Source organism: Bradyrhizobium campsiandrae, from assembly GCF_014529705.1.
Lineage (GTDB): Bacteria > Pseudomonadota > Alphaproteobacteria > Rhizobiales > Xanthobacteraceae > Bradyrhizobium > Bradyrhizobium campsiandrae.
The window spans coordinates 1-408 of record NZ_JAANIH010000244.1 but is presented as its reverse complement, the minus strand read 5'-3'; the positions used below and the strand labels follow the sequence as shown (position 1 = coordinate 408).

At 61.8% G+C, this 408-nt stretch carries 1 protein-coding gene; it reads left to right on the top strand.

What is annotated here, in order from left to right; genetic code table 11:
• The coding region (locus G8O24_RS47270) for a class I tRNA ligase family protein (RefSeq protein ID WP_188108447.1) at window positions 1-387 on the top strand (387 nt) is incomplete at its 5' end.
• Window positions 388-408 lie beyond the last annotated feature (21 nt).

The following is a 408-nucleotide window of genomic DNA, read 5'->3' as shown; positions in this document are numbered from 1 at the left end:
CTTGACGTCATGCTCCGGCTATTTGCCCCGTTCCTGCCCTTCGTCACCGAGGAGGTCTGGAGTTGGTGGAAGGACGGCTCAGTGCACACCTCCTCCTGGCCGACCGCCGACGAAGTTCCCGCCACCGGCGACGTCGACCTCATGAGCGACGTCTCGGCTGCCTTGGTCGAGTGGCGTGGGGCGAAGTCGACTCACAAGGTTCCGATGCGCACCCCGATCCTTTCGGCCCGTATCAGTGCCCCAGCTTCAGTCATCGCGAACCTCAAGGCCGTGGAGTCCGACTTGACCAAGGTCTCCAAAACCGAGTCCTTGACGTTCCTCACCGGGGGAGACAAGTTGGTCTTGGAGGCCGAGTTGGGCGAGCCTCCAGCCAAACGCAAGAAGTAAGGGGATCACAACCTCCTGATC